The 23403-nt window shown below is 40.1% G+C and carries 18 protein-coding genes and 1 pseudogene; 8 read left to right on the forward strand and 11 right to left on the reverse strand.

What is annotated here, in order from left to right; genetic code table 11:
• Positions 1–462: 462 nt before the first annotated feature.
• Genes V7K46_RS03400 through V7K46_RS03410 form a run of 3 tightly spaced genes read left to right on the forward strand, consistent with a single transcriptional unit; the run spans position 463 to position 2477 of the window.
• A complete protein-coding gene (locus V7K46_RS03400) occupies positions 463–1431 on the forward strand; it encodes a sodium-dependent bicarbonate transport family permease (protein ID WP_335111047.1) in 969 nt (322 codons plus the stop codon).
• A gap of 4 nt (positions 1432–1435) precedes the next feature.
• Positions 1436–1747 carry a P-II family nitrogen regulator gene (locus tag V7K46_RS03405; RefSeq protein ID WP_335111049.1) on the forward strand — a complete coding sequence of 104 codons (312 nt, stop codon included), beginning with the start codon at positions 1436–1438 and terminating at the stop codon, positions 1745–1747.
• A 28-nt stretch (positions 1748–1775) separates the two neighbouring features.
• Positions 1776–2477: a carbonic anhydrase gene (locus V7K46_RS03410; RefSeq protein WP_335111313.1), complete on the forward strand. Its 702-nt coding sequence runs from the start codon at positions 1776–1778 to the stop codon at positions 2475–2477.
• A 138-nt stretch (positions 2478–2615) separates the two neighbouring features.
• Here V7K46_RS03410 and V7K46_RS03415 read toward each other — a convergent pair whose 3' ends face one another.
• On the reverse strand, positions 2616–4289 hold the full coding sequence (locus V7K46_RS03415; protein ID WP_335111051.1) for a sensor histidine kinase: 1674 nt from the start codon (positions 4287–4289) through the stop codon (positions 2616–2618).
• Positions 4290–5455: 1166 nt separating this feature from the next.
• Here V7K46_RS03415 and V7K46_RS03420 point away from each other — a divergent pair.
• Positions 5456–5893 (forward strand): CAAD domain-containing protein, encoded by a 438-nt coding sequence (locus V7K46_RS03420; RefSeq protein ID WP_334956620.1) that lies wholly within the window; start codon positions 5456–5458, stop codon positions 5891–5893.
• Positions 5894–6140: 247 nt separating this feature from the next.
• On the opposite strand, the gene V7K46_RS03425 is transcribed toward V7K46_RS03420, so the two are convergent.
• Complete coding sequence (locus V7K46_RS03425) at positions 6141–7313, reverse strand: S-layer homology domain-containing protein (RefSeq protein WP_335111053.1); 1173 nt, start codon at positions 7311–7313, stop codon at positions 6141–6143.
• A gap of 379 nt (positions 7314–7692) precedes the next feature.
• On the opposite strand from V7K46_RS03425, the gene V7K46_RS03430 reads away from it, so the two are divergent.
• Positions 7693–9051: a sensor histidine kinase gene (locus V7K46_RS03430; RefSeq protein WP_335111055.1), complete on the forward strand. Its 1359-nt coding sequence runs from the start codon at positions 7693–7695 to the stop codon at positions 9049–9051.
• Positions 9052–9182: 131 nt separating this feature from the next.
• On the opposite strand, the gene V7K46_RS03435 is transcribed toward V7K46_RS03430, so the two are convergent.
• The 5 genes and pseudogenes from V7K46_RS03435 to V7K46_RS03455 form a co-directional block, all read right to left on the reverse strand.
• Entirely contained in the window at positions 9183–10250 is a 1068-nt protein-coding gene (locus V7K46_RS03435) for a sensor histidine kinase (RefSeq protein WP_335111057.1), read from the reverse strand.
• Positions 10251–10257: 7 nt separating this feature from the next.
• Positions 10258–11415: an FIST signal transduction protein gene (locus V7K46_RS03440; protein WP_335111315.1), complete on the reverse strand. Its 1158-nt coding sequence runs from the start codon at positions 11413–11415 to the stop codon at positions 10258–10260.
• Positions 11416–11723: 308 nt separating this feature from the next.
• Positions 11724–13220 carry a glycosyl hydrolase family 57 gene (locus V7K46_RS03445; protein WP_335111059.1) on the reverse strand — a complete coding sequence of 499 codons (1497 nt, stop codon included), beginning with the start codon at positions 13218–13220 and terminating at the stop codon, positions 11724–11726.
• 601 nt (positions 13221–13821) lie between these two features.
• Positions 13822–14679, reverse strand: coding sequence for a glycosyltransferase family 2 protein (locus V7K46_RS03450; RefSeq protein ID WP_335111061.1), 858 nt, complete (start codon positions 14677–14679; stop codon positions 13822–13824).
• Positions 14680–14952: 273 nt separating this feature from the next.
• Positions 14953–15260 (reverse strand): annotated as a pseudogene (locus V7K46_RS03455) (SDR family NAD(P)-dependent oxidoreductase); the annotation flags it as partial.
• Between the two features lie 726 nt (positions 15261–15986).
• Here V7K46_RS03455 and V7K46_RS03460 point away from each other — a divergent pair.
• Positions 15987–17195 (forward strand): ScyD/ScyE family protein, encoded by a 1209-nt coding sequence (locus V7K46_RS03460; RefSeq protein WP_335111063.1) that lies wholly within the window; start codon positions 15987–15989, stop codon positions 17193–17195.
• A gap of 385 nt (positions 17196–17580) precedes the next feature.
• Here the strand turns inward: V7K46_RS03460 and V7K46_RS03465 are convergent, their stop codons facing one another.
• Together V7K46_RS03465 and V7K46_RS03470 are read right to left on the reverse strand one after the other, a co-directional pair.
• Complete coding sequence (locus V7K46_RS03465; protein WP_335111065.1) at positions 17581–18456, reverse strand: SDR family NAD(P)-dependent oxidoreductase; 876 nt, start codon at positions 18454–18456, stop codon at positions 17581–17583.
• An 890-nt stretch (positions 18457–19346) separates the two neighbouring features.
• Positions 19347–19604, reverse strand: coding sequence for a hypothetical protein (locus V7K46_RS03470; RefSeq protein WP_335111067.1), 258 nt, complete (start codon positions 19602–19604; stop codon positions 19347–19349).
• A gap of 47 nt (positions 19605–19651) precedes the next feature.
• Here V7K46_RS03470 and V7K46_RS03475 point away from each other — a divergent pair, with 47 nt between their 5' ends.
• Positions 19652–19942, forward strand: coding sequence for a hypothetical protein (locus tag V7K46_RS03475; protein WP_335111069.1), 291 nt, complete (start codon positions 19652–19654; stop codon positions 19940–19942).
• 503 nt (positions 19943–20445) lie between these two features.
• Here the strand turns inward: V7K46_RS03475 and V7K46_RS03485 are convergent.
• Entirely contained in the window at positions 20446–20700 is a 255-nt protein-coding gene (locus V7K46_RS03485) for a hypothetical protein (RefSeq protein WP_335111073.1), read from the reverse strand.
• Positions 20701–22647: 1947 nt separating this feature from the next.
• Positions 22648–22869 carry a hypothetical protein gene (locus tag V7K46_RS03490; RefSeq protein WP_335111075.1) on the reverse strand — a complete coding sequence of 74 codons (222 nt, stop codon included), beginning with the start codon at positions 22867–22869 and terminating at the stop codon, positions 22648–22650.
• Positions 22870–23099: 230 nt separating this feature from the next.
• Between V7K46_RS03490 and V7K46_RS03495 the strand changes: the two genes are divergently transcribed.
• On the forward strand, positions 23100–23237 hold the full coding sequence (locus V7K46_RS03495) for a hypothetical protein (protein ID WP_335111077.1): 138 nt from the start codon (positions 23100–23102) through the stop codon (positions 23235–23237).
• The last annotated feature ends 166 nt before the right edge of the window (positions 23238–23403 follow it).

Genomic DNA, 23403 nt, shown 5'->3' on the forward strand with positions numbered 1-23403 from the left:
TACCAAACTGTTGTAAATCAAAAAATACTGGGATTTAGCAAGGTTTGTGTAGGAGCAATTCATGAATTGTCCCGACAATATGTTAACTTTTTTCCGGAGAAAAGTTAGCCACTAGTTATTCCGGCGCGTTCTGTCGTAAAATCAGCGACGGGGAATCAAACCTCAAAACATGGTGAGCTTGCTCTCACTGTTCTGTTGTCAACAGAGCTTACAGCTATTTTCAGTTAATTGAACTACAGATTTTCGTAGGGATACGGCAATGTTCCCTAGCCCGTGGTTTATTTGCTTGAAAAACGCTGCAATACCTAACGGAGAGTATTGTCACCAATAGGACTATTCACTCCTTGAGTACCCAATTGACATTGGGTAGCAATACACGATACATCATGATTGAACCGTTAAATTTTTAAAGATGAAAAATTTCTTTAATTGCAGGTTTAACCAATACAACGAGGGGTGGATATGGATCTGAGCTTAATTGTATCCAACATTTTAAATCCGCCAATCCTGTTTTTCTTTTTAGGCATGACTGCTGTTTTTGTCAAATCTGATCTAGAAATTCCCGCACCAGCGCCCAAACTCTTTTCGTTGTATCTGCTGTTTGCCATTGGTTTTAAAGGAGGGGTAGAACTAATCAAAAGCGGTGTCACTCAGGAAGTAATTCTAACACTCGCCGCAGCAATGATGATGGCTTGCATTGTTCCAATTTACACCTTTTTTATCCTGAAGTGGAAATTGGATACTTACGATGCTGCTGCGATCGCTGCAACCTACGGCTCTATCAGTGCTGTTACCTTCATTACAGCTAGCGCTTTTTTGACTGAGCTTGGCATTACTTTTGATGGTTACATGGTGGCAGCTCTTGCCCTGATGGAATCCCCAGCTATTATAGTTGGTCTAATTTTGGTAAATATATTCACCGCCGATGGCAAGCGAGAGTTTTCGTGGCCGGAAGTTTTGCAAGAAGCATTTCTTAATAGTTCAGTTTTTCTATTAGTCGGTAGTCTATTAATAGGTGTCTTGACAGGAGAACGCGGTTGGCACGTATTAGAACCTTTTACTCAAGGGTTGTTTTATGGCGTTCTCACCTTCTTTTTACTGGACATGGGATTGGTCGCTGCTAGAAGAATTAAAGACTTACAAAAAACCGGAGTTTTCCTGATTTTATTTGCCATACTAATTCCAATACTCAATGCAGGCATTGGGTTGGTGATTGCCAAATTCATCGGTATGCCTCGCGGAGATTCGCTGTTATTTGCTGTATTGTGTGCCAGTGCTTCTTATATCGCTGTCCCTGCGGCGATGCGGATGACTGTTCCCGAAGCAAATCCCAGCCTGTATGTTTCTACTGCTCTAGCTGTAACATTCCCGTTCAATATTATTGTGGGAATTCCGTTATATCTCTACGGAATTAACCTATTTTGGAGGTAATAATATGCACGTAGTTAAAAAGATAGAAATTATCGCCAACTCCTTTGAGCTTGCCAAAATTTTAGATAGTTTAGACAAGTCTGGTGTACATAACCATGCCGTAATCCGAAATGTTGCTGGTAAAGGATTACGAGGAACGACAGAAGATTTAGACATGACTATGCTTGATAATGTTTACATCCTCGCGTTTTGTATGCCAGAAGAACTCAAGCGTGTTGTCGAAAACATCAAACCACTCCTGAATAAGTTCGGAGGTACTTGCTACATTTCCGATGTAATGGAAATTCGCTCTGTAAGATGTGTTGCCTCGATGTAGGAGAGTTAGAAATTCAATGAAGCATTTCATGGAACGTCGTGACTTTTTAAAGTTAGGAATGACCGGAGCGTTTGGGATGATGCTAACTGCCAGCGATTTCCTCTGGCGGGTTGAACAGGCCAAAGCTGCCGAAATACCCTCAACCTCCCCTGAATCCATCAATCCCGATGCAGCATTGCAAAAGCTGATGGAGGGAAATCAGCGGTTTGTTCAGCATCAACCCCAATACCCCGATCAATCTGCGCTGCGGTTGCAGGAAGTTGCTCAAGCTCAACATCCGTTTGCAACTATTCTTAGTTGTGCGGATTCACGAGTGCCCGCAGAAATTGTTTTTGATCAAGGCATTGGGGACATCTTTGATGTTCGGATTGCCGGAAATATTGCCACCCCTGAAGCGATCGGCAGTATTGAATATGCGGTTGTTCTGTTAGGTTCTCCACTGCTGATGGTGATGGGTCATGAGCGTTGTGGGGCAGTAACAGCCGCTGTACAAAACCAATCGTTACTCGGTGATATTGGTACTTTTGTGAAGGCAATTAAGCCAGCAGTGGAAAAGGTCAAGAGTCAGTCGGGTGACGCGGTTGAGAATGCTGTGGTTGCAAATGTACAATATCAACTTGAACGGTTGAAGCGATCGCAGCTTTTAACTGAGCAGGTGCAGTCGGGCAAATTGAAAATCGTCGGAGGTCGTTACGATTTGGATACAGGAAGGGTAAGTATCATTACTTAATTTGGCAGAGGACTTCCAACAATTAAACAATTTAGGACTTACACATAAGATATCCCCCAACCCCCTTATAAAAGTTGGCTGTTTAGGGTTCCCCCCTTTTTAAGGGGGGATCTAGGTTTCAGGTTTTCAGTAACTCCTTCAATCCTGCACAGTCATTGGTAGACGAATAGTGAAAGTAGAGCCAACTCCCGGCTCACTTTTGACAATAATCTCACCACCCATCATCTGGCAAAAGTGGCGGCTAATTGCCAACCCCAGTCCCGTACCTCCATACTTTTTCGTAGTCGAGGTATCTCCTTGGGTAAAAGGTTGAAATAACTGCTGCTGTTGACGGTGAGACATACCTATGCCTGTGTCGGTAACGGTGAAAGTAATGATGCCCAAAGAAGCCTCCAGTCGGAATTCATCCTTTTCTCTGTTGACTGTCAGTATCACCTTGCCGTTTGTAGTGAACTTGGCGGCGTTACTTAGTAAGTTTAACAACACCTGCCGCATCCTGGTTTGATCGGCGTACATGATGCCAAGTTGCTGATCAATATGTACTTCTAAGACATTGGCATTTTTTTCTATAGTCGGTTTGACTGTGAGGACAACGTTATGAATTAGGGTTGCAATCTCGAATGTCTCTGGATAGAGGGTCATTTTCCCCGCTTCAATTTTTGACAAGTCGAGGATTTCGTTAATTAAGTGCAGTAGATGCTTACCAGCAGAGTTAATTGTTTCTAAGTCTGTGATAAAGTCTCCCGATAAACCAAGATCGGTGGCGTCGTCTTCTAGAAGTTGGCTTAAGCCAATGACAGCATTTAATGGCGTGCGTAATTCGTGGCTGACATTGGCCAAAAATACGCTTTTTGCTTTGCTAGCAGCTTCGGCTAATTCTTTAGCTTGTTGTAGTTCTTTTGTTCGCTCAGATACTCGTTCAATCAGACGATTTAGAGATTTGGCGAGTAGGCCAATTTCATCTTCAGTGGTGACTGGAGCTCGCAAATCGAAATTAGATTTTCTTGCAACTTGCTCCGCTACTTGGGTGACAGTGATAACTGGTTCAGCGATCGCCCGACTGGTACGCCATGCTACAATAGCTGCGATCGCCACCGAAACCAGCATACTCATAATCACGATGAATCGCTCGACTACTTTTGCCTCTTCAACAGCTTTTTGCCTTTCTTCCTCTTGAACTTCAGCAGTTTGCAGGATGTTAGTCAAGCTTTCAGAAAGCTGGTCTAGCCGGATGGCTGTTTCACCACGCATAATTGTCAATAACTGCGATCGGGCAGAGGAAATCTGCTTCTGCTGCACTTGCTGGGAGTCAACTTCCTTTAAGACGACCTCTATTTGGTCAACGTAAGCTTTTAAATTAGTCTTATAATCCAGCAATAACGTCTGTAAAATCGAACTTGTTGCTGCTAGTCTTTTAGGTTTACTATCGATGAATCCGGCAATTTTTGACTCTAGTTGCTTGGCTTTTTCAACATTTTTCAGAAAATCGGCTTTTTTACTTTGCAGTTGTTGTGAATTTTCCAATACAGCAACTAGGTTAGAGCTATGCAATTGCGCCCCTACTACTGCATCTTTATAATTACTCAGTAGTTGTCCTTGTTCATAGGCTTGATTGAATTGCCTGACTTCTCTTCCCCGGTAGTAGTTGGCAATCACTAACCCAGTCAGTGAGCCAAAAAAGCCAATTCCGATAGCTACAAAGTACCCATAGCCAATTTTTTGATGGATGCGCCAAGAACTGGCTTTGAGTTTCCCTCGTGAGGGAAATTCTATAGTCGGGAGTTCGTCTGTCGATCGCTCTTCGGCTGACACTTTTTTGCTTTCTGAACTGCTGTCGATAGGGGTTGGCTTTTGAGGAAAGCATTTCTCAATCTCCTTGCCTTCCCGCAAAAATCACTAAATCAGTCTAGCTTGTGCAAACACTTTCATTAATGATTAATATCTAGATTATCTTCTTTTATAGCAATAGCAAATCATTGCTTATTAGATAATTAGCATAACCTTATATAATATGAGTGGTTTTGATATAGCAATTTTAAATCATTCGTGAGAGATAAAATTGCTGAAATGCTTATAAATAGGTACTTTTAATCTCCGTATTTTCTCACATTTCAATTTTGATTGCTATAGCAATGAGTTCTTGGCATCAGGTACGCCACTACTCTACCTTACTGCTTCTTTAGAAAATTATTACAATCAGGAAAAAAACAAAAGCTTTGACATTCGTTGGGCACTTGTACTGAGCTTGTCCTGAGCGTAGTCGAAGGGCGACTTGTACCGAGTGTTCGCAAGAGCGTCTCGTAGAGAAGTCGAGGTAAGCCGTAAAGCCTGCGGCATAGCTACGCTTAGGGCGCAGCCTCTGCAAGAGTTGTATTGGGCATTGGGAGGAGACAAGTTAGAGACTTCTTCCTCCATGTCTAGCCAGTCCCCATTGCCCTTTATCCCCAGAGAGCGCCCCGAGTTCCCCAGTCCCCAGACACGCATATCATAAAATAATTCTAAAATCTAGTCTATATGAACACACAAAAACTGTTATTACGTATTAATATCAATACGAATGCGTTAATTGACGAAGGCGGCTTAAGATAGCTTTAATATCAGATAAAATCGGCTTTTAGGCTTATATAAATGAGAGGTAGACTGATTTTTGCATAATTTGTACTTAGATTTAGTACGATTATGAGCAAATGACACGGAATGGGATAATCACAACCGGAGGATTCCAGTTGATTCAAAAAAAAGAACTCAGAAAGCCGATTATAATACAACATCCTTCTGAGTTCTATCCTCCTGCTGACTTTCTACCTTGTAGTTGATGCAGTAGATATTACGGGGCAATTATGGTTATAGGATACTAAAACCCATTTCTGCCCTTGACCTAATTCTATTGATGCACTTGTGCATTACCTAATCAACAGCCTTTTGGTTGTAATTATCCAGATCAGAAAAACTCAACTGTCAAATTTATAGGAGCGAAAATGCCAGAACAAGAATTCACAGAAAGCACATCCAAAGAGGGTACAGTGACAGATATCAACAGCCAAACGGGAACCATCACCAAACTCCAGCCCCCCGCACAATCTCAAGACGAATGGCTAAAATACGGAGAGCAAATTTCTAGCTTTTTAGCAACATTACCAGAATATCTGGGAAGCTTCTTTAATCAATATAGGCAACCCCTGGTGACTGTTGGTTTAATTGTGGGATCAATTGTTGGAGTTAAAGTACTCTTGGCAATATTAGATGCTTTGAATGATATCCCCTTGGTAGCACCTACTTTTGAGTTGATCGGTATTGGTTATTCTGCCTGGTTTGTTTACCGCTATTTACTCAAAGCCTCAACCAGGAAAGAGTTAACTAGTGAAATCACCACTCTGAAATCACAAGTAGTTGGTAAAGAAATTCCAGAAGCTTAATATCTAACTATGGCTTCTCCTGCAAAGACGCTACGCTAATGCTTTAATTCAAAATCACGCTCTGTTCTGATCTGAGGAAGCCTTAGATCAGACTTTTCTCAAAATTAAGAATTTTTTTGAATTTCTAATTTTGAATTTTGAATTCTCTGCAATGGGTTAGCCAACAAGCAAGGGAGCAGGGGAGCAATAAAGAATCTTTCTCCTCAGTTCCTCTGCTGTGTTTGTTGAACACTTTCCCTACCGAGCTTCACTGAGACGAGCCTCCTGCGGACAAGTTACCTTTTAGGTTGTGCTTTGGAGTGCGCGAAAGTCCTGGAGACACGCTGCGCGATGCCTGCGGCAGGCGTAGCTGCGGCACAATGTTTTGAGATGGAATTGCCTCCAACTTGCCACGTTTTACTAAAGCTTGATGAATCATCGCTGCCACTTCAGCCCGACTAGCTACTTTGTTAGGAGCGATAATTTGTTGATTTGGATAGTTAACTACCAGACCATTAGTTGTAGCAGCGGCTATTTTGCTAATAGCATAGGTTGGAATATCTTTAGCATCTTTATAGACACTTAAAATCTGATTTGGGGAAGTGGGTGCTTTTAAATTCAACCCACTGACAAGGGCAACTAAAACTTGCACTCGCGAAATATTTTGTTGTGGTTTGAAGGTTTTTTTAGGGTAGCCTGTGAGAAATCCGGCACTGATGGCTTGGTCAATTGCTGGAGTAGCCCAGAATTTTGCTGGTACATCTTGAAATGCGATCGCGGTCTTAGACGGTTCTTGGTCAAAGGCTTTTTGGAGTATAGCAGCAAATTCGGCGCGATTTACAGGCTGATTTGGTCTAAAAGAATAATCAGGAAACCCCTTGAGAATACCACGGGAAGAAAGAACATCTATAAAACGCCGACCCCAGAAGTTATTGGGCACATCGTTAAATGCAATTGGCGGCGGAATAATGGATTTTTGTTTTGCCGGAGTTACTAAAGGCAATGCTAATGATGTAATTGATGACTCAAGTCCTGTTGAAGAGGATACAGGCGTCTGTAGTTGTGGGGATTGAGTTGGGATTACCTCAGCAGATGGTAACACTGCGCGGGAAGGAGTTGCGCTGTTAGTCGGAAATGAAGGTATCTTGGGTTCAATAACAGCTTCAGGTGGAGATGACGGCAAAACGTTGAATCTAGGGGCTGCATTTGGTTCTACCTTGGGAGTAGGGGAGGGCAATACTTGATTTGGTTGAACGCTAGGAGATGGAGTGGAAGAAGGCGACAGCAGCCCGTTTAAGTTCCAGCTAGAATCCCTGCCAGACAATGACCAAAAAAGAATCGCTCCGATAGTGGTAAAGGCAACCATAATGGCTATAAATTCATCAAAGCCAAGGGCAGTTCTTTGGGATGACTCTGGTTCGGAAGGAGGTCTATTTGTCATCTTGATTACCCTGGTAGCAGTAAAATTTGTGTCTAAACAAATTAAGCCATAGATGACTCTTTTACACCAGCCCTTTTTAATTCATAATTCCAATTCGTAATCACGCTCGTTGCGCGGCATCGTCTCACGCCACTTGCTCTACTTGGGGTTTCCCCAAGTAGAGCAAGTGGCTCCCCTTGTCCCATTCGTGAGAGGCTAACGCCTGCCGTAGGATGCCCAAAGGGCTGGAGCCGCTTAATACAAGCGAATCATTCTGGAAAAATGAATGAGGATTAACTTAGTTCGACTAGATACCTAAACCTAAACCGGATTTAGAGGGTGGCAGAATGTAAAATATTAACTTATTGTTTACCTGTCTTTGTAAAAATCAGGGTGTCTAGTGCCAGAAGAATTCAGTTGCTCAATCTTACCGCCATTTTTGTCTATTGGTAGCGATCGCGATCTCGATTTAGAGTCAACCCTCCAAGAACTACCAATGTACAACTTCCCAGTGGAAATCAACCGCACTGGTATGGAAGTGGCTAATTTTTTGGAAAAATATCCCCTGTTACCAGGAGTAATTTTGGTAGAACAGGGAAACTTTATTGGGATGATTTCGCGGCGACGACTGCTGGAATTTTTGATTCGTCCCTATGGACAAGAGTTATTTGTTCAGCAACCATTAGCCGTTCTCTACAGCTATGCACGGATACCGATGTTGCTCCTTGCTGATACAACATCGATTTTAACTGCGATGCAACTTAGCTTAAAGCGATCGCCAGAATTCTTAGCAGAACCAATTGTAGTACACACAGAATCTGATGCTTATAGATTGTTAGATGTACAAGAATTGAATATTATTTCTTGGCAAATTCGGGGAATTGACAATTTGGTGCGGTATGAACGCAGCCAAGCCCAAATGATTCAAAATGATAAAATGGCAAATCTGGGACGTTTGGTAGACGGCATAGCGCACGAAATTTTAGACCCAGTAGGTTTTATTTGGGGTAATATAACTTATGTTTCAAACTACAGCCAAGATTTACTCAAGCTGATAGCAGCTTATGAAAAAGAATTACCATCAGCTTCCCAGACAATTAATCTTCTTAAAGAAGAGATTGAATTTGATTTTTTAGAACAAGATTTGTCGCGATCGCTTGCTAGTATCCGCACCGGAGCGGAAAGATTAAAAAAACTCGTCACCAGCTTACAAAATTTCTGTCATATCGATGAACTTTATCCAAAACCAGCAGATTTACATGCCTGTATAGATAGTATCATTTTATTAATTAATAGCCGTCTTCAAGGAGAAATTGAAATCGTCAAATACTACGGTCAATTACCTCCAATCTATTGCTTTATGGGGCAATTAAATCAGGTTTTGATGAATATTTTCAGCGAAGTTGTAGATACTTTACTCAATGAAGCAGTGCGACAGCAATTGCATCTAGATGATACAAAGACTGTTCAAAAACCCCGAATTGAGATTACCACAGAAGTGATTTCCCAGGAAGCAAGCAACCCAGATGTAGCAGATTCTCGCTGGATTTTAATTCGCATTGCTGACAATAGTTCTGGAATATCTCAAGAATTGCAACAGCAAATTATGGAGTCTTTTTCTCTTGAAACAAAGAATAGTAAGAATACTAGTTTAGCACTAAGTTATCGAATTATCACTGTAAGACATGGTGGAAAATTAAATTTCCATTCACAAATTGGTATAGGTACAAAATTTGAAATTTTATTGCCTTTAGTTTAATAAAACTCCATCCCCAAAGGCTTATTGGAAATACATAAAATTTTGCTCCTAGTCTTTGACTTGAAACGAAGAATTTATTTTCGGTTAGGTGGAGTTTGAATATCCATCATCACATTGCGTTAGATTACTTCCTAAACTTGCTGCTTGATAGGAATTTGAACCACAAACTCCGTTCCTTTTCCAGGTGTCGAAAAAAATTCTAACTTGCCGCTATGTTTTTCGGTGATGATTTGATAACTGATAGCCATTCCCATTCCTGTTCCCTTCCCGACAGGTTTTGTTGTAAAGAAGGGATTGAAAATCTCTTTTTGAATCGATTCGGGAATCCCAGGGCCATTGTCAGCGATCGCAATTTTTACCCATTGCAAATCAATGACAGAGGTATGAATCGTGATGTGACTGGGATTATCCAGGATTTCTTGATAAGTCCATTTGGTATTGAATTCTTCAAGCGCATCGAGCGCATTTACTAAAATATTCATAAATACCTGGTTGATCTGTCCGGCGCAGCATTCTACATTGGAGAAATTGCCGTAGTTTTTGATGATCTCAATTGCTGGGCTTTTGTCAGTGGCTTTGAGGCGGTGCTGCAAAATCATCAAAGTATTGTCGATGCCTTCATGAATATCCACCGCTTTAAACTCACTTTCATCTAGGCGCGAGAAGTTACGTAGTGACAGCACAATATCCCGGATACGCTCCGTCCCAATATTCATTGAGTTCAATACCATAATCGCGTCTTTTTGTAGAAACTCTAAATCGACGGTTTTGCGTTCAGTTTGAATTTCAGTAGGTGGGTTGGGGAAATGATGGTGATAAAGCTCGACTAGTTGTAGTAAGTCATGGATGTATTGCCTGATATGGCTGAGATTTCCGTAAATAAAGCTAACGGGATTGTTGATTTCGTGAGCAATGCCTGCCACCATTTGACCTAGAGCAGACATCTTTTCGCTTTGAATCATTTGAGCTTGCATTTTATGCAAACTAGCTAACGTAGCTTCTAACTCTTGGCCTCTATACTGCAAGTCTGTCCGAGAGTCTTCTAACTCACAAATGACTTTCTTTAGTAAAAATTCCTTTGTGCCAATGTCAGTTTCTAGCTGGCGGCGTTCAGCTTCGCAGCGTTCCAGCTTTTTTCGCAAGATACGGTTTGTCTTTTCCAACTCTTGGATTTGCATGGAATCGTCTTGGTTATCCATACACTACTTATTTTGTTCCCATTAGCAGTGTGACAAATGTTTTGTTATGATATTGCGTTTGACCTTTGCTTACCAAAGGAGCAATTTCACCATAAGCGTAGAAACCACAGCAAGGCAACGCCTTTGGTAAATGAGTTTTGACTAGCTGATACTCAAGTCTAGTCAGAGTTCCCAGAATTCGCCGACGGGCTGCACAGGAAATAAGTAACGCTGCTGTTGGCTCGACACCGGGATAATCGGCAAGAGCATTTTTCAGGGATGCCTCAGAAGCTGACAGAATATTGTCACGAGTTGCATCGGTGATTTGCACAACTGCTTGTTCAGGAATATCAGAGAAGAAGGTAACGCTACCAGATTGTTGATCGTAACCATTAGGTGCCCGCATATAAAAATGGTCTTGATCCTCAAAAACCGCCAAGGCATGAATCGCAAAGTTGGCCGCAAATCGTTCTTGACCGAGATAGTGCTGGTAGAAATCTAAGGCACGCTGTCCATCAATTTCATAGACTACGTTGCCATTAACTTTAGTTACACGGCTACGTTGACTGATAGGAGTCCAACCACTGGCAACTCCGTGGGAAAATAATAGTTGTCCAGAGAACAGCAGCACTGGCACTGAATCACTCAACACTTCACGCTGAAAGAATTGGTAGGTCTTATTAAAGGTATAGTCATCGGCAGCCATTCCCCCAATGATGGGAACATGCTCTGCCAGACTTTGTTTTAAACCCTCTAAAATCAAGACCCCATTGCTGGTTAGACTATCGGGAAAGGTGAGGCATAATTGCGGTAAGGATGCACTTTTTGCCTTTGCTTGTGCGATCGCTTGTTGGGCTGCAAGGGCTGGATTTTTAGATGCTCCTCGTCCAATACCTGCCCGAATTTCCACTTCATCGGTAGCAAACAGCATTAAGGTTAGAGAATCTTGCTGAAACTCCAGAATTGAGGAGATTTCTCCATTTGTAGTTCCACCAATCAACTCAATTCCGGGGAAAGCATCTTGAATACGTTGCAAAATTAACGCATGATCAAAGTCTATAGCAGTGAATAAAAGTCCAGCCTGAGGAATTGACCCTGCTAAGGAACGGCTACATTCTTGAAGAACTTCAGCGATCGCGTTTTGAGAATCAGGATCGTCACTATGACCAACAACAACTCGAAACACAACTACCTCATTGTAAGTTTGAATACCAGCGTGCTTACCCAATTCAGATGGCAGCACCTAGTAACCTACAATTAGACTTCCCACTTACTTAAACTAAATCTCAATTCACCTGAGTTTTTATTTTCTGCCTCATTACGCTTGGGTTAAGGCTTGCTCCTCCCTAACCCTCCTTAAAAAGGAGGGAATTAGAGCAAGCCTTTTTAAGGGGAGCCAGCTACCATCTCAATTAACCAGACAACAAGGGGCAAAATCCCCTTGTTAAAGGTAGGCAAACTGACGCCGTATTGTACTAGCTTCCAGTCCTCCGTTCAATTCATCTGCAATAAATTTTCACCCCGTTGATAAATTTCCCGTGCATAGTCAGTCCAAGCACCTTGTCCCCAATAACGAAAACAGCTGGTTTGCAGCAAAAGGTTATGTAAAAGAACGTTACGGTAGTTAAATTGTCTGGTAACAGGTTCTGCTGAATCAATTTGCTGTAATGAATCAACTTTTTGATGGAATAAACTGCTTAATTGATACATGGGGGATAACACATTTTCATATCCTTTCACCCAACTGATATGATTTGTCCACGAGGCTCCATCCATGTGAAAATTAGAGTTAATTTGCTTTAATTCTTGAATCGCATTCTCTACAGCTTCAGGTTGGCAATTATCTGGTGAAACTCGCTCCCAAATCTGATGTTGTCCAACTGGCTGACAACTTGGATAGTCTTCAGGTTTGCATCCAGCAGCTTCTATTAATTCTAAATATTCTGTACCACACATCGCAACAACACCTGATTTTCCTCCGCCGTTATTGACCATATCCCACCAAGCTTGTTTAAAAGCGCTAGGAAATTCATTCATCATTACACCGCCATTTTCACCATCTCCAATTTGGCTAACTATTGGTGGCACAAAAACACTGCCAATTTGTTGTTTGGATAAGGTTTTGGCTTCATAATAAGGCTGCATTTGTGCAACTAATTTAGTATCCGAACCTTGGGTTTTAATTAAGGCTGTGATACTAATTGTTTCGCCTTGAGAATTGCGGGCAATCAGACGATGTGGTAAATGTTTGTGGGTAAGAGATTGACCACTAATTGTTTCTACAGAATGTTCTTGAACAAGTAGCCAGCGATATCCACATTCTTTCAGCGCTTTCACAAATTCAAACAGAGCATCAGGGTGATTTGGTAGGTGCATTTCTGGGGGCGAAAATCCTTTGACTCGCGCTAGTGCTTCCCAGCCAAAAATTGCCGCAAAGTGATGTTGCCATGCGATGATATGCAATTTAATATCTGGTATAGGTGTGGAAGGAATAACTGCATGGCTCCACATTGTACCCAGCCATTCTACATAAGGTTGATAGGTGCGATCGCAAGTGATGCGTTTGAGATTATCAAGAACATCACTGCGTCCCATTTGCCGCAGTCCCCACAAAAGATTACCAGAGTAATCCAACATCACACGCGGATTGCAACCTTGATTTACAAGTTCGGGGATCAAGTCTCCCATGCGGCTGTAACAATAAGCAAAAGGATCTGCATTGTGGTTATCCCCCTCATGAGGATGTTCAAACATATATTGCAGATTGCTGATGAGTGTACCATCATTTCCTGCGGGTATAGTTGGCTGGTGCATGTGCAAGGCGATCGCAAACACAGCATTCACATCCTCTAAGCGGATATTTGTTGTTGGCAAAAATACTGGTTTATTATGGTTAACTACAGAGATAACCTCTGTTTCCCAACCAGAAATATTCGGCAAGCCATCAATAATTTCGGGCAAAGGAGTAAGAGTCGTGGGGAAGGAAAGCATTTTTGATTGCTCCGAAATAAGTTAGGACTTACGCAAACAATAGCCGAAAAGAAAGATTTTCTTCTTAGGGCAATTCATGAATTGCCCTAGAGCGCGTGTAGTTTTGCGTAAGTCCTAACAGTGTCACCAAAATTATCGCACTTTATTAAAAGTTATTGTTCCAGATCGTGTTCTAGAACGCCCAGGCAGAAGTGAAGTATGAGTCTGCAAACGCTCGCTGCCTGAAAGCTTACCCCTTGATGGCAAAATCCTGCATCAATTACATAAGCTGTAAACTGCTTAAACCACAAGTGTTTCTGCTTTTATTAATGCTATTCGGACTAGATCCCCTGGGGTACATCCCAGTTTTTATTTTGTAATCAGAGAATAACTTGTCATTGCCAACGCAAGAGCGTCTCGTAGAGAGGAGGGACGACGTTGTTCGCGCAGCGTGTCGCAGACAAGCAATCCCACAATCACTCACTAAGCACCAGTTGATGGGATTGCCACGCTCTACTTCGTTGCGCTCACAATGACAGGCAAAAAAGTGGGATGCTCCCGATCCCCTGTTAGCCAAAGTAGTCCAAAATTGTAGTTTTTAATTTTATTGCAATCCTTTTTATCAGGTTCGACTATATTTAGTTAATCTCTGCCTAATCGATTCAGGTAATCGTTCTGGATACTTATAAAAATAAAATATTTTTAATAAAATAAAATTCAGGTTCCGAGCTAACCAAATTTGCCATTGCTCCATCAATGATAGTGTTTTAATATAATCATTAAATAAGTGTTTAATTCGCACTATGCTGGTTCCTCTTGTAGAATCATCAAATGTTTTCGTTCCTGGATAATATCTATAGTTACCCCAAGTTTCATTGAAATACTTGACATGACATGAAGAAACCGCTCTCAAGAGGAAATCTACATCCATTGCATAATGCTCTTCTACTTTATAAAGTCCGATTTGCTGATGCAATGATTTGTGGTAGAAGTAAGCAGACGGATTTAATGGAAAAGAAGCATCGATAATTCCATCGTCATTAATTCGCCTTTCTAATAATAAATCAATCGCCCGTAAGGGTTTAGCTTTATTAATAGAAATTAATTCACCCTCAAAATTACAAATATTACAGTTGCCAATAATCAAGCTAGGCTCTGCTAAAGTTGGAAAAATTTCACAGATGCGGTTAAGAACATTTCTTTCATAAAAATCATCAACATTTAAAACACCAATAATCTCTCCTTGTGCCATAGAAATTCCTTTATTGAGAGCATCAGATTGTCCTCGATCCTTTTCACTAATCCAGCGGATGTGGGGATATTGATTGGCTTTATCCTTAATAATGTCTACTGTTTTGTCACTTGAACCTCCATCTACAATGATATGCTCAACTTCTAAACATTTTTGGTCAATAACAACTTGAAGACAAGATTCTATAAATCTCTCCCCATTATAAACTGGTGTAATTATACTAATCATTAACAACTACCTCTTGTGAGTATTCCAAACAAAAAAATAAATCAAACAATTGATCTCTAATAATAGAGTTACCCTGGCACAAGTTTCTAACATAATACGGTTCAGTGTAAGTAAGTCGGTGCTAATATTTTAAGCTATGTTAATAAATTTAAATCGTTGGTGCGTTGTCGCGCAGTGCAACCCACCATCAACGATTCAAGGTGCGTTAAGATAAAGGCAATTGACCGCAAAAGCCTCAAAAAATTTAGAAATTACGCGCAGACACGCAAAAAATCATATTCTTGACAAGAACAAATCACTGAAACGATGGATTCTTATCAAAAAACTAGTTTTTGACTCGGCTGTTGTTTTCTTGGTGCTGGCGGAGTTGCTATTCGTAAAATTAGCTCTAGCAACCAAAGAGCAAGGCGTTGACACCATACGGTTAAATGATACCATCTGAATAAAATTTATACTGAATTATTTTGTATTGCAGTGACGAGTGTTTTAGCCACTTGCTGGGGAGTCATGGGGATCACCCAGCGAAATAATTTTAAGTCGCGCACCATGTCTGTGTCTGTCAGGGAAAACAGTAATGCAATCCTCAGATATTGTGTTCAGCTATAGCAATCCTAAATCATTCGTGAAAAGTTAGATCCCCGACAACTTTTACAAAGTCGGGGATCTGGACACCGCGAATTTAAACGAAATCAGATAGGACTGCTATGGCTCTTGGCGCAAAGCTTAGGTAAATCCTAAGATGGCCAACTTGGTAGCTGAGTAAGTCAATCGCCTCAACTTGCTGAAATTGAGTTTTCCCTGGAGGGTGGGATCAGATTTTTCCAGACGCTGGAGTTCATCAAGTAGATACTTATCTATACGTCCCTACAGCCGATTCATGTGTTGCAAAGATTTTTGGAAATGGTATGATACAACTCAAAATTAAGAAATTCAGATTTAATCTGGGTTTCTGGGTTTGAATCTGTTGCCCTCTTTTAAAGAATTGGTATAAGTTTTAACTAATTAAAAAATTCTCAAACTTCTCTAATTAGCCAATTTTACAACAAATAGACTTGTCCAGAATTTTATAACTCAGTCTGTACAAGGGTTTTAAAGGTTGACTATATGTCTTCATTCAACGTTGCAATAAGGGTTTGGCATAGTTGATGATAGTTTAGAGAGAAAAAATAGGATTTTTAAATTTTGAGCGGGAATATGATTTATTATGCTGTACAATCCGCAGAAACTATATAAGGTAAACATTAGTATTTATAAAGATAAAATTTTATATTCTATCTTTACGCAAATTTAATTTGAGGACAGGTCTAATGAAACTAAAGCGATTTGGGATTACATTTTTGAGTGTTTGTATTGCTGCTTTTTCGGGAATGAAAGCAGCAGAGGCAGCATCGTTTTCGGTAATTGCCGATGGTCTTAATAATCCACGGGGTCTAACTTTTGGCCCTGACGGGAGTCTCTACGTCACAGAGGCAGGAACGGGCGGAAGTGGAGCTTGTGTTCCTTCACCGAGTGCCGCAGGTCAATCTTTATGTTATGGCACAACTGGTGCAGTGACAAAAATTGGAAATGGTACGCAAGAACGTGTACTTACAGGACTTCCTTCTTTAGCATTACCAGATGGTACTGATACTGCTGGGCCTCATGATATAAAATTTGATGCCAGTGGCAAGCCTTATATTGCAGTTGGGTATGCTTCTGATCCCACATTTCGCGCCACATTAGGTAAGACTGACTTAGGAAAAATCATCACTGCTAATTTCAATACAAATTCATGGACTAGTGTTGCTGATTTAGCTAATTATGAACTTGCAAATAATCCTGACCAAGGCGATCTAATTAGCAATCCCTTCTCTCTTCTTTTGGATGGAAATAATATTATTGCAGTTGATACTGGTGCTAATGAGTTACTCAGTGTAGGGACTGATGGGAGTAATTTAAAGGCGATCGCCACAATTCCTCGGCAGACATTAACTAATCCAGTTTTTCCCACTGGTGCATCGTCATCACCATTTGAAATCCAAGCAGTACCGACAAATGTCGCCAAAGGCCCAGATGGCGCTTATTATATTAGCCAATTAACTGGTTTTCCTTTTCCCGAAGGTAAAGCAAAAATCTACCGAGTTGGTTCTGATGGTCAACCAACAGTCTATACCGATGGCTTTACCCAACTTACTGACTTAGCTTTTGATCCTGAGGGTAATTTGTATGCTTTGCAGTACGCTAATCAGTCACTCTGGAAAGGTAATCTAGATGGTTCTGTGATTAAAATAGCGACCGATGGAACTCGCACAACTATTCTTAATGGCAATGGACTAGATTCTCCTACTGGTTTGACTATTGGTGCTGATGGTGCTATTTATGTGGCAAATCGAGGCGATAGCCCTGGACTTGGACAAGTTCTCAAAATTGAGAATCCCAAGTCTGTTCCTGAATCTAATTCTACTTTCAGCTTATTAGCGCTTCTTGGCACTGTGAGTGTTACTTTGTTGCAAAAGGGTAAAACTAAACGACTTTAGGGGCTTCCAGAAAATAAATTATTCCCTAAATAAAAATGATCTGAATTTGATGTCTAAACCTCATCTATGTTGAAAACCGTAATTTTTGCCCTCATCCTAAATCTCTCTCCCAGTAGGGAGAGGGACTTTTTTCCGGCTCCGCTTCTGGCAATATTGGGAGAAGGGGCTGGGGGATAAAGGTTTTTTCTTTTCATACGGAAAGAACTACAGTTTTCAAGGTGGACGCGGTTTATTTAGGAAAAATACGAGTTGGTGGAGAAGATTTTGAGAGTTCCTGTCCATCTGGGACAGGAACTCTCAAAAGTGTTACTTAATCGTCAGTGGCTCAAAAATCAGCGGTTGGTGGTAGATATACCATCCAAGGTGTTAACGCTGGGATAAATAGTTATAGTGACTTGACCTGACATTGAGTTTTTCTGGACAGTAACAAATCGCCAAAACGCTGCATTTTAACCAAAAAACTCAGTTTTTCACGAGGCTGTTGTCTTCTTGGGGCTGGCGGAGTTGCTATTCGTAAAATTAGCTCTAGCAACCAAGGAGTAAGGCGTTGACACAATACAGCTAAATGACTTTGCCATCCGACTAAAATTTCTGGTGCATCCCTTTGCATTCCGGTGATCAGTGCTTTAGCCACTTGCTGGGTAGTCATGGGGATCACCCAGCGAAATAATTTTAAGTCGCGCACCATGTCTGTGTCTGTCAGGGAAGGCAGTAATGCAATGACTCGGATATTGTATTCAGCTAATTCCTGGCGCAAAGCTTGGGTAAATCCCAAGATTGCAAACTTGGTAGCTGAGTAAGTCGCCATAGTTGGTGCTGCTACTTTCCCCATCAGACTCGATACATTGACGATTGTTCCTTGCCTTTGGCTGGCCATGCGTCGAGCGATCAGACTAGTGAGGTTGTACATTCCTAACAAGTTCACAGAGAGTTCTTCTTGAACTTGGGGCATTTTAGATTGCAAAAACGAACTTTGGTATGCGACTCCTGCACAATTAACCAGCAGGTGAATCTGTCCGTAATTGCGCCACAGTTGAGCAACAGCGATATTTACTTCAATTGTCTGCGTCAAATCTAATGCCACGATCGCAGTTTCTGTTCCCATCGCCTCGATTTCGTTAGCTATCTCGACTAACTTTTGGCGATCGCGTGCTACCAATATCAGCCGCTTAATGCCTTGTTGCGCTAGTTCCAGAGCGATCGCTCGTCCAATACCACGGGAAGCCCCTGTAATTAGGGCTACTTTGCCTTGAATATCCATTGGTTTTATCCTCCAAAATTTAAGTCTTACCAAACTCTTCGTTATTGCCGATACACACAATCAACAGCTACTCGCTTGTCGGCACAAGGTAAGACAAATAATCAATTGCAATTGAAATCAAACCCAAACTAAGCCTTTAGCAACGAGATATTTCTTGGTTAATCTGCAATCCCTCATAATTGTCTATACGAGGCAGAAATTTCTCGTTTTTAAACCGTCAAAGCCTAAAATACTTGGCTGAATGCATGTAGCTCATAGATTTTACTTCTCCTAGATCCGAGCGCTCATCAGCATCGTTGTCATACACACGTTAGCAATTAAATCAAGGTATTGCAATATTCTTTAATCAGGATTTCTTAATACTTCTTAACGACAAGCATATATATGCAAAAGATTTTATTAAATAAGTTTTTATGAATACCTCAGTACAAATATCTCACTTTCCTGACAATTAGCTCCAATTTGGTAAAATTGTTATACCTAACTCATAACTTAGAAATAAAAAAGACATATAGCCTTTTTGTTTATGGTTGCAACACTTATTTTTTGGGCTATTTTGCAGACTTGTCTCAGTATATTTACTGATTTATGTAAAATAAAGGTTTCTGATTTTTATTTTTTAAAAGAATAGAAGAGAGTTAAATTATTGTCTTTAATGCAAATTACAACGGTATGTTTATCTGCCAAAACTTTAGGACAAATAGTAATTTGTTTGGCTTTAGCTTTGAGTTCATCAAAGAAATGCTTGAGACGTGCTTAGTATATAGCAAACTTAAATCATTCATGAACAACAAGATCCCCGACTTCTCTAAGAAGTCGGGGATCTAAGGCCTTCAATCTTCACAAATTAAATTAATATAGTTCAACGGCTGGCGCACCATCTCCACCAGCTACTCCAACTCCACCATAATAGAGCCTCCAGTAACACTACCCGTAGTAATACTACCCCCAGTAATACTAGCAGAGCCTACGGCGGTATTTTGTATACCAACTCCCTTATTGCTGCCAGTAAGTGTAACTATAGAGATTTTAACAGGCTTCTTCTTCTCGTGAGTCTTGTGCGTATCTTTGTACTTCTTTAATTTAATACCACCAGATAGATTGGCTTCTTCGTTGGGGGTTAATGTAGTAAATAATGTGCTTTCCATTACATTTAGGCTAAGTATTGGTTATCAAGCTAAAGCTAGAAGATTTTTTGGCGAGATTATTTGCACAACCAAAATGTTTTTTAGCGTTCATGCTCATTGACTTCCAACCAAAATTTATCCGCCTAGTTCAAAACAACGAATATCTTCCGCCAATCAGCATATGGACAAGGCTGGAAGGACTATTTTTCATTGGAACTATTGGTGCAGCCTTCAGCCTTGCAAGTGTTATTCAATACAACATAATAGTGAAAGCTGATGCTACCGTTCGTCCAACCGGGGAAATATGGTTAGTGCAAGCAGCAAATGAGGCAACAGTCACAAGCATCAAGGTGAAATAAAATCAGGTTGTGAGAAAGGGAGATGCGATCGCACTCATCGACAACGCCCAATTGCAAAGTAAAAAAAACCAAATACTCGGAAATATCCGGCAGAATTCAGTTACAACGAGCGCAAATTGATGCACAACTTAACGCGATAAAAATTTAACTGAGTCCAATCTAATGCGATCGCCTGTTTTATCCGCAAAAACATTACTAAAAAGCGCTACAAAAACCGATTGACTGTGGCTGTGAAACTACAATCAATCGGTTTTTGTTAAGTTTGTTAACAAAACTAGGTGGGTAATAATAAATGTCTGTTAAGATTTTACGCGTATGGAGACAGCTAATTGCTCCTGAGACTAAGTCAATTAGCAATTAAGCCAAACATAAAAGCAATTTGCCCTGTTGACGCAGGTTAAATTGTTTTTAACGTAAACTTTTATCTCTGTAAAGACGCGATTAATCGTGTCTTTACCTTTATTATTTCCCTTTTACGAAACCTAATAGTTTTGCTTACTCTCCTAAATAGGGAAGAAGGGGGGGATGATGGTTTTGCTGTTGTCACTCTCGTCATATACACCATCGCCACCAGTTGCAGATCCACTACTGCCGTTGCTACCAGCTACGCCGCCACTGACAGCACCACCACCTACGCCGACCTTGGCTTTTTTACCAATTTTGACCTTATTACTAGGATCTTTAGGTTTAGGATCAGTACCACCAGATAGGCTGGCTTCTTCACTAACGCTTAGTTCGGTAAATAGTGTATTTTGCATGTTTTTAGTCCTCACTTGATTATTGGGATTAAAGTCACGTCACTCCAAAGTTCTAAATCTAAACCTAAAGTGTATATTTAGTAACCTTTTCCTGCCGTTAAAAGTATTATTACTCCTATTGCGAAATAGATCAAGCAGTTAAATATTTAAGAAATGTGTATTACACTGTTTTATAAATATATTACATAGTTACTATTTATACATGGTCGATTAAAAATAAGTTTTTATTTCTCACAAAATTCTAGGCATCAATATATATTGATATAAATATGGCAATCTAAAAACTGAATTTTGTCTAAAGATATATAACTTAAGCTGATAACGTATTAATACTGATAAAAAACGAGGATTTCCAGAATTAAAGATATATTAAGCAAACAAATAAAACTTTTTATACTAAATATACTTAAATGACTTTCTGAAACCCAAAACTGGGATTCGGCCTTTTTAAACAAGTATTTTTTCGTAAAAATATTTTATTTATAATTATTTTATACAACATTTATTTTAATGTATATAATTTCTTTTAATACAAAAACGTTTAATTTTGCTTAAACATTTATTAATTTGAAAAAAGCTTTATTGACTACACAAATTTTTTATAAATAAATAAAGAAAGGATAAATTTTAGATAAAAATTATAAAGATTTTGTGTTCGTACTAAAATGCGCTAATTGTTATTTAGACTTAGCCGTATATAACCTTGATATTTACATAGTAAATACATAAATAGGTAGGTACGAATTAACCTAACTATATAACAGAATGTAAATCTATCCAAGTCCTTGTGATTGCTTTGTTGCAGTCTGTTTCACTCGCAATAACATACTTATAAATTTTCCCACCCACCTACTTACAGGCAAGGCACTTATCAGTTATAAAAGCAAAAGCTGTCGTTTTTGCTCTAGAGGGTGAAAACACCAAAATTATGGGAGTTTATGCCAAAAATATCACTAGACCTCTTGCATAAGTAGAATAGACCCCCCTTTATCCCCCCTTATAAAGGGGGGAAACTTGAAATCTTGCCCCCTTTATAAGGGGAGGGTTGGGGAGGGGTGATTCAAGGATTTTTGCAAGAGGTCTATTGAAATAGAAGAGAACTTTTTTTTGGATATCCCTAAATCTTGGTCGTCACACTAAGGCTAGATAGATTTTTTTGGCGAGATTATTTGCACGACAAAAATGTTTTTTAGCGCTCATGGTCATTCACCCCTAACCAGACTTTCTTTGCCTAGTCGAAAGTAACGAATATCTTCCGCCAATCAGCAGTTGGACACGGTTGGGAGGGATATTCTAAATTGGAAGTGTTGGCGCTGCCTTCAGCCTTGCGAGTGTCATTCAATACAACATAATAGTGAAAGCTGATGCTCCTGTCCGTCCAACCGCAGAAATACGGTTAGTGCAAGCAGTAACTCAGGGAACGATCACAAGCATCAAGGTGAAAGAAAATTAGGTTGTGAAAAGGGGAGATGCGATCGCACTGATCGACAATTCCCAATTGCAAAGTAAAAAAATATCCGGCAGAATCAGTTACAACGAGTGCAAATCGATACACAACTCAAAGCGCTAAAAATTTAAATGACTACTGAGTTCAATGCAATGCGACAGGCGATCGCATTCAATCTCAAATTTTTTCGCAGTTAGAATTAACAGTTAAACAAGTGTTAATAGCCGAAAATTAAAAATAATTTAAAGATTTCAAAAATTTAATCCAATACATTGTGAGAAAAACCAAAAAAATAGCAAACTTTTATGCCTGTATACAAGAGCGCTTATTCCCTACTCTACTACTCAAAGATAAGCAGTATTTTCAGAAAAAAGCGCTACAAAAGTTTATTAACTGTGGTTATGAAACAACAGTCAATCGGAATTTGTTAAGTTTGAAAACCTTGATTAAACAAGAAACATTGCTAATCCATATCAGGCATGATTTGGAAATTTTAATTATCAACCGAATATAAATTGGTTACCTGAACCGCCAGTCGCGCCTCCAGAGTTACCGCCAATGGAACCACCGGAAGCAGCACCACCGCCTGCGCCAGCAATATCTCCAAAGAAAAAGATATAATACACATTTTTCGGCTGCTTATTAAGTTTTTCACCCTTGTCAGCTTTTTTACCTCCAGACATACTTGCTTCTTCGTTAGAAGTCAGTTCTGTAAAAAGCATTTTGCTGTTGTTCATTAAGTTCATTAAGCTTTAGATTGTGATGAATATGGATGATTTTTGAAGATAGCAGTTTTGTACCGCCAGAAGTATTATACGGCTCTTGCTAGATAGGTCAACCAATTATTCTATGGTGAAATAAAAATATATAAACTCAGACAGAAGTGCAAAAAGCAGAAGCCGCTGCTGAATTTGCTAGGGAGGAAATGAACTGATATCAGCAGCTAGGAAATATGGGGGCGATCGCCATTCTCCAAATTAAGGAAAAAGAACAAGCTTTCAAAGCTGCTGTTGCTAGACTTATCATTTTCAAAAAAGAAACCGTACTGACATTTATTCTGAGAAAAGCAAGGCTGCTAACAGATTTGTAGCTTCCTGTATTCCATGCCATCGAGAACCACTATAAGTAGATGGACAAAAATATAGCGTTTCTCGTTTGGATGCAATACACTTTGACCTCTCTCCTAAAAGGAGAGAGGCTTTGAGGCTTACTCCCTTTCCCTTGCAGGGAAGGGGTTGGGGGTTAGGTCTGTATTC

The sequence above is a fragment of the Nostoc sp. genome, assembly GCF_036917395.1.
Lineage (GTDB): Bacteria > Cyanobacteriota > Cyanobacteriia > Cyanobacteriales > Nostocaceae > Nostoc.